The organism is Endozoicomonas sp. YOMI1, assembly GCF_024606345.1.
Lineage (GTDB): Bacteria > Pseudomonadota > Gammaproteobacteria > Pseudomonadales > Endozoicomonadaceae > Endozoicomonas.
Window position 1 is genome coordinate 1 of record NZ_JAHHPM010000493.1, and the last position, 6,403, is coordinate 6,403.

5 protein-coding genes are annotated in these 6,403 nt (G+C 48.7%); 3 read left to right on the forward strand and 2 right to left on the reverse strand.

Translation table 11 applies throughout. The annotated features are described in order from the left end of the window. Positions 1-201 precede the first annotated feature (201 nt). From KDK15_RS17535 to htpG, 3 genes are all read left to right on the forward strand, one after another. Positions 202-900 carry an ankyrin repeat domain-containing protein gene (locus KDK15_RS17535; protein ID WP_257296690.1) on the forward strand — a complete coding sequence of 233 codons (699 nt, stop codon included), beginning with the start codon at positions 202-204 and terminating at the stop codon, positions 898-900. A 419-nt stretch (positions 901-1,319) separates the two neighbouring features. Next, positions 1,320-1,829, forward strand: a complete 510-nt coding sequence (locus KDK15_RS17540; RefSeq protein ID WP_257296686.1) for a hypothetical protein — start codon at positions 1,320-1,322, stop codon at positions 1,827-1,829. Positions 1,830-1,934: 105 nt separating this feature from the next. Next, complete coding sequence (gene htpG, locus KDK15_RS17545; protein WP_257296687.1) at positions 1,935-3,854, forward strand: molecular chaperone HtpG; 1,920 nt, start codon at positions 1,935-1,937, stop codon at positions 3,852-3,854. Between the two features lie 125 nt (positions 3,855-3,979). On the opposite strand, the gene fabB is transcribed toward htpG, so the two are convergent. Next, positions 3,980-5,194 carry a beta-ketoacyl-ACP synthase I gene (gene fabB, locus KDK15_RS17550; RefSeq protein ID WP_257296688.1) on the reverse strand — a complete coding sequence of 405 codons (1,215 nt, stop codon included), beginning with the start codon at positions 5,192-5,194 and terminating at the stop codon, positions 3,980-3,982. A gap of 94 nt (positions 5,195-5,288) precedes the next feature. After that, positions 5,289-5,843 carry a 3-hydroxyacyl-[acyl-carrier-protein] dehydratase FabA gene (fabA, locus tag KDK15_RS17555; RefSeq protein ID WP_257296689.1) on the reverse strand — a complete coding sequence of 185 codons (555 nt, stop codon included), beginning with the start codon at positions 5,841-5,843 and terminating at the stop codon, positions 5,289-5,291. Positions 5,844-6,403: the final 560 nt, after the last annotated feature.

Below are 6,403 nucleotides of genomic sequence, written 5' to 3' on the forward strand. Positions count from 1 at the left end.
TTACAATGCAAGGCACAACGAAGGGAGCATAGCCGTAGCTATGTGACCGAAGTTGTAACGCCGCACGACTGCATGGATGCAGGAGCTAGAGCAACGAAGGAGCAGTTGCCGGGAGCGACTGATCACTTAGTCAGAAAATATGATTTCATTTGGTTAACTGCTTATGACTGAAATAAAATTGACGAGGATATAAGGGTAGTGATGGAGTCAATTAGCAGGTATTTTTCCTATCAGCGATTGGATACGCGTAGTTCAGCCATTTCTGGAGCAAGCCGTGACAACCCCTACAATGAGCCCGCACCAGTGGCGGCTTGCAGGGTAGGTGATCTCGGCTGTCTGGAGAGGGAAATACAAAAAGACAGATCTATTATTAACAGGGATTACCTAACCGTAACAACCGGGGATAAGTTTTCTTTGCTGGTTATTGCACTTGCCGGAAGGCATGTTGAGCTGGCCCGGCTGCTGATCAACGAGGGGGCTGATGTTAACTATGCCACTAAGAAAAATGGGGAAACGCCACTCACATATGCTGTGGGAAACGGGCTTATTGAGATTGTTCGGCTGTTGATCGACAAAGGAGCTTATATTAATCAGGCTGCTAAAGATGGGGCTACGCCTCTCTATATTGCAGCTGAAGAGGGTAACAATGAGATTGTTGAACTCTTATTAGCTAATGATGCAGATCCAAAGAAAAAATTGAAAAAATTGAGCATTGGTCGTTTTTCTTTGCTGACCAAGTCACCTATTCGCGCCGCTCAACACGCCGCTCTATTCAATCGTGGAGACAAAGAAACTGTAAAAATGATAAAAGCAGCCCTGGAAGGAAGAAAAATCAATCCATCCAGTGAATTGCCACCACTACTAGCCGGTCAACATGCTTCTTACGGTTCCATTCGTTAGGAGGCTGTCCGAGGAAAGGATTGGCGGTTTTAGCCAATGGCTGACATACTTCCATCGGGGCGGCCTCTCACTGGAACGGTGTCGTATTCCAGTAAGCATCATACCGGTGTTTGGCCATTACCCTATACCAGGCCGGACGAAATTTGTTGCTATGGGGCATTGCGTGAAGCACAAACTCAGAAAAGACAGCCAGTATGAGAATTTCACCCAATCCTTATGCTTGTTTGACATAAATATTGAATTGTTTTTAGGTAGGAACTTTTTATAAGAAAGATTAGTCTTAAGCTGTAATTCAATAGTGCAGTAATTCAATGGACAGATTTAGTATAGACCCAAATTTTGTTCCTGATTATTCCTGGTTACAGGATTCTCGAGAATCACCTTCAATACCACCGGACGCTTTCAGTTCACAACCAAGTATGGCAGGCTTTTCTGCGCAGGAAATTAATTCATTTCGTTATGGATATTTGCAGCAGGAAGAAAAAAATCAGGACATACCACTTTCTCCACGTTCGCTAAATGATTTTTCAATTGCTCATTTACCAACCATTACAAATGAATTATGGTTTCCTGAATTTTCACAAGAAGATCTTGATGCAATTGTACCTGTTGCACCTGAATCGTCCGGTTCTGGTGAACCTCTGCCCCTCACACTCGCAGGTGCTCACGGGCAGCAGTCCAGGAAAGAAAAAGCTTACGCAGGGTCCGAAAAAAGAAAGAATTACCAACGGGCTTGGGCACAGTCCGAGAAACGCAGGGCTTACAATAAGGCTTACCGTGAGTCCGAGCAAGGGAAGGCTTACCTGAAGGTTTACAAGAAGGCTTACTATGAAGTTTTGAAGAAGACCGGTGATAAAGAACAGGCAAAAATCGCGGGTAAGCAAGCTACCGCCTTTATGCGAGAATCGAATAAAGCAAAAAATGAATGAAATTTAATAACCAAAAACCCAAATAGGGTTGAAATCTCAACCACTGCCCATATCTCCTGACTATCAAAATACTCAATATGATGATCAACCGGGATTGAGGTTCCAATGACAGTCGAAGCGAAAAAAGAGACACTGGGTTTTCAGACTGAGGTGAAACAGCTTCTGCACCTGATGATTCACTCTCTCTATTCCAATCGGGAGATTTTTTTACGGGAGCTGATTTCCAATGCTTCCGATGCCGCAGACAAGCTGCGTTACCAGACACTCCATAACAGCGGGTTGCTGGAAAATGACCCTAATCTTGCCATCCGGGTGGATTTCGATAAGGAAGCCAAAACCGTAACGATCGCGGATAACGGTATTGGTATGAACCGTGAAGATGTGATTGCCCATCTGGGGACCATTGCCAAATCCGGTACTTCGGATTTCCTGAAAACACTGACGGGTGACCAGAAGAAAGATTCTCAGCTGATCGGTCAGTTTGGTGTCGGTTTCTATTCCGCATTTATCGTTGCTGACAAGGTGACCGTTGAAACCCGCAAGGTGGACACAGAAGAGGCCGTGCGCTGGGTGTCTGATGGCTCCGGTGAGTTTACGGTTGAGCCAATAGCGAAGGACAAGCGGGGTACCACCATTATTCTGCACCTGAAGCCTGAAGCTGAAGAGTATGCTGATGGCTGGCGCCTGCGTAATATCATCCGCAAATACTCTTACCATATCTCCATGCCAATCCTGATGCGCAAGGAAGAGATGCCGACGGCAGAGGAAGAGGAAGAAGAAAAAGAAGCGAAAGACAAAGCGCCAGAGTGGGAAACGGTGAATACGGCGAAAGCCCTGTGGACCCGTTCCCGCAGCGACATCACGGATGATGAGTATAAAGAGTTTTACAAACACATCAGTCATGACCATACCGACCCGCTGAAGTGGAGCCATAACTGGGTAGAAGGGAAACTGGAATACAAGAGCCTGCTTTATATTCCAGCCAAAGCCCCCTTTGACCTGTATAACCGTGATATGCAGAAAGGGCTGAAACTCTATGTTCAGCGTGTCTTTATCATGGATCAGGCCGATGAATTCCTGCCCATGTACCTGCGCTTTATCAAGGGTGTGGTTGACTCTAACGATCTATCTCTGAACGTTTCCCGCGAGATCCTGCAAAAAGACCCTGCCGTTGACAGCATAAAAACCGCGCTGACTAAACGTGTGCTGGATATGCTGGAGAAACTGGCCAGGAAAGAGCCTGAACAATACGCCAGTTTCTGGAAAGAGTTTGGCCAGGTGCTCAAAGAAGGGCCGACAGAAGATTATGCCAACCGTGAGCGTATAGCCAAACTTCTGCGTTTCTCATCCACTGAGAGCCAGGGTGTTGAGCAGGATCAATCCCTGGAAGGCTACGTTTCCCGGATGCAGGAAGGTCAGGACAAGATCTACTACATCACCGCAGAAACGCCCAAAGCGGCGGCCAACAGTCCACATCTGGAGGTATTCCGCAAGAAAGGGCTGGAAGTTCTGTTGCTTTCTGACCGTGTTGATGAGTGGCTGATGTCGCACCTGTTCGAGTTTGACGGCAAATCATTCGTGGATATTGGCCGTGGTGATCTCGACCTCGGTAAGCTGGACTCCGAAGAAGAGAAGCAGGCCCAGGAAGAGGCGGCTAAAGAGAATGAAGATCTGGTCAAGCGCATCCAGGATGTGCTGGGTGCTGATGTCGAAGCGGTTCGGGTGACTCATCGTCTGACGGACTCTCCAGCCTGTCTGGTGGTTGGGCAGAACGATATGGGGATGCAGATGCGCCGCATTATGGAAGCTGCAGGCCAGAGCATGCCAGAATCCAAACCGATCTTTGAGATTAACCCGGAACACCCATTGATTGGCCGACTGGATAAGGAAGTGGATGAAGATCGCTTTGCCGATCTGACCCGTGTGGTATTTGATCAGGCCAGTCTGGCGGCTGGTGGTCAACTGGACGATCCGGCTGCTTATGTTCAGCGTCTTAACAAGCTGTTGCTGGAAATGGCCGTCTGAACATAGTGAGTTAAGTATCAAAAACTTGCTCGATATCATATACTTCAGGCTGCGGTATGCATTCCCATGCAGAGCATGGGAGTGGGGCTGTATGGGTATTAGCTGCTGTTCTGCACAAGTAATGATCACTGGTAACGTTCAAATACCAGGCAGGCATTGGTTCCACCAAAGCCAAAGCTGTTGGACATAATCCGGTTCAGGGTTTGTTCGCGGGCTTCACCGGTCAGAATGGGCAGATTTTTAGCCGCTTCATCCAGATTCTGAACATTAGCAGAAGCGGTGATGAAGTTGTGCTTCATCATCAGCAGGCAGTATATGGCTTCCTGAACGCCAGCAGCACCCAGCGAGTGTCCGGACAGTGATTTGGTGGAGCTGATCACTGGCATCTGCTCGCCAAATACGTCAATAAGCGCTTTCAACTCGGCCACATCACCGACCGGTGTGCTGGTTCCGTGAGTATTGATGTAATCAATAGGCGCGGTAATAGTTTCCATGGCCATGCGCATACAGCGGGCAGCACCTTCACCGGAAGGCGCTACCATGTCATAGCCATCGGAAGTGGCACCATAGCCGGTAATCTCAGCATAAATTCTGGCGCCACGGGCTTTGGCATGCTCAAGCTCTTCCACCACAATCATACCGCCGCCACCGGCGATAACGAAGCCATCCCGATCAGCATCATAGGCACGGGAAGCCTGCTCAGGTGTGTCATTGTACCTGGTGCTCAGTGCCCCCATGGCATCGAACAGGCCGGTTTGTGTCCAGTGTTCTTCTTCACCACCACCGGCAAAGACGATGTCCTGCCTGCCCAGCTGGATCTGTTCAATAGCATTGCCAATACAGTGTGCGCTGGTTGCACAGGCAGAGGTAATTGAGTAGTTAACGCCCTTGATTTTAAACGGGGTGGCAAGGCAGGCCGACACGGTACTGCCCATGGTGCGGGTAACACGGTATGGGCCGACGCGTTTGACACCTTTTTCTCTCATGATGTCCGCAGAGTCGACAATATTTTCCGATGAGGCTCCGCCAGAAGCCGCAATCAGTCCGGTACGGGGGTTGGAAACCTGATCTTCAGTCAGACCAGCATCGTCAATGGCCTGCTTCATGGCAATATAGGCATAGGCAGCGGCGTTGCCCATGAAGCGCAGGGTTTTGCGGTCAATAAACTGTTCGAAATCGATGTCTACTGTGCCGGATACCTGGCTTCGGAAACCATGTTCCTTATAGCTTTCGTTGAAGCGAATGCCGGAGCGCCCAAGTTTAAGGCTCTCGGCTACCTCATCCCGGGTGATACCCAGGCAGGATGTGATGCCAATCCCTGTAATTACAACACGTTTCATTGATGTCAACCTGAATAGCCTGTTTAAGTCAGAAAAAACCAGTGTCAGATCCCGGCTATCTCTCTTGTCCAACGGGCAAGAGGGAGCAGGGAAATCAGAAAACGTCAGTGTTCTGGAAAAGACCTACCCGAAGTCCTTCCGCGGTGTAAATTTCCCGACCATCAACACTGACTGATCCATCAGCAATGCCCAGAATCAGTTTGCGTGCGATGATACGTTTAATATCAATGCGGTATGTTACTTTTTTGTTCGTGGGCAGAATCTGGCCGGTAAATTTTACCTCGCCACTGCCAAGGGCGCGTCCCCGGCCAGGGTTGCCCATCCAGCCCAGGTAGAAGCCAACCAGCTGCCACATGGCGTCCAGTCCGAGACATCCCGGCATAACCGGGTCTCCCGGGAAGTGGCAGGAGAAGAACCAGAGGTCTGGATTGATATCCAGTTCTGCGATGATCTCGCCTTTGCCATAGGCACCGCCTTGTTCAGAAATGCGAACGATGCGGTCAAGCATCAACATATCAGGAGCTGGGAGCTGAGCATTACCAGCACCAAAAAGCTCGCCCTGTGAACAGCGTAACAAGTCTTCTTTGCTGAAAGCTTCTTGTTGGCTAACGGCTTCTTGTCTAAGACCAGATTTAGATGGTTGCTTCATTAGTTTATTGGTTCCTGGAAGGTCCAGCACCTGCATGGCATCAGGCCAGTGATGACACTCGGGAGCCGATACTCTGATCGGGACTTCCCTGCCGATACGGCATTCACATCAGGGGCCAATGACCCCGCTTAATCCTGACAGTCTTGCAAAATGCATTACTATCGTTCCGGTGATGAACTATACCATTGCTATTTATCTGTCATAGTGCTGTTGGGCTCTTTGTAACAAAAAGACAACACTGAGCCGCTGAAACAGCGGCCAATGATAAGTGTCATAGCATTTTATTACCAGAGAGCTGATAAGCGTCAGGCTTGTTGCATAACTGGTGTCATTCGCAAACTACCTGCAGATGCCAAAGGGTCTGCGAAGGCATATGAAGGCATATCATATATAGTTACATGGGAAGTAAAGGTAATACAGTCATGAATGCTTTTCTAGCATTGTACAATCGTGCAATATTAAGGACGCTTACCTTGAATCGGATAAATTCAGTTTCTGGCTATCTTCTGTGCAACCCTAGGAGGCTGTCCGAGAATAGTCTGCCCTACTGCGGTTGCGAT

Coding starts and splice junctions, on each gene's coding strand:
- KDK15_RS17540 (WP_257296686.1), top strand. CDS start 1,320: ATGGCAGGCTTTTCTGCGCAGGAAATTAATTCATTTCGTTATGGATAT.
- KDK15_RS17535 (WP_257296690.1), top strand. CDS start 202: ATGGAGTCAATTAGCAGGTATTTTTCCTATCAGCGATTGGATACGCGT.
- fabA (WP_257296689.1), bottom strand. CDS start 5,843: ATGAAGCAACCATCTAAATCTGGTCTTAGACAAGAAGCCGTTAGCCAA.
- fabB (WP_257296688.1), bottom strand. CDS start 5,194: ATGAAACGTGTTGTAATTACAGGGATTGGCATCACATCCTGCCTGGGT.
- htpG (WP_257296687.1), top strand. CDS start 1,935: ATGACAGTCGAAGCGAAAAAAGAGACACTGGGTTTTCAGACTGAGGTG.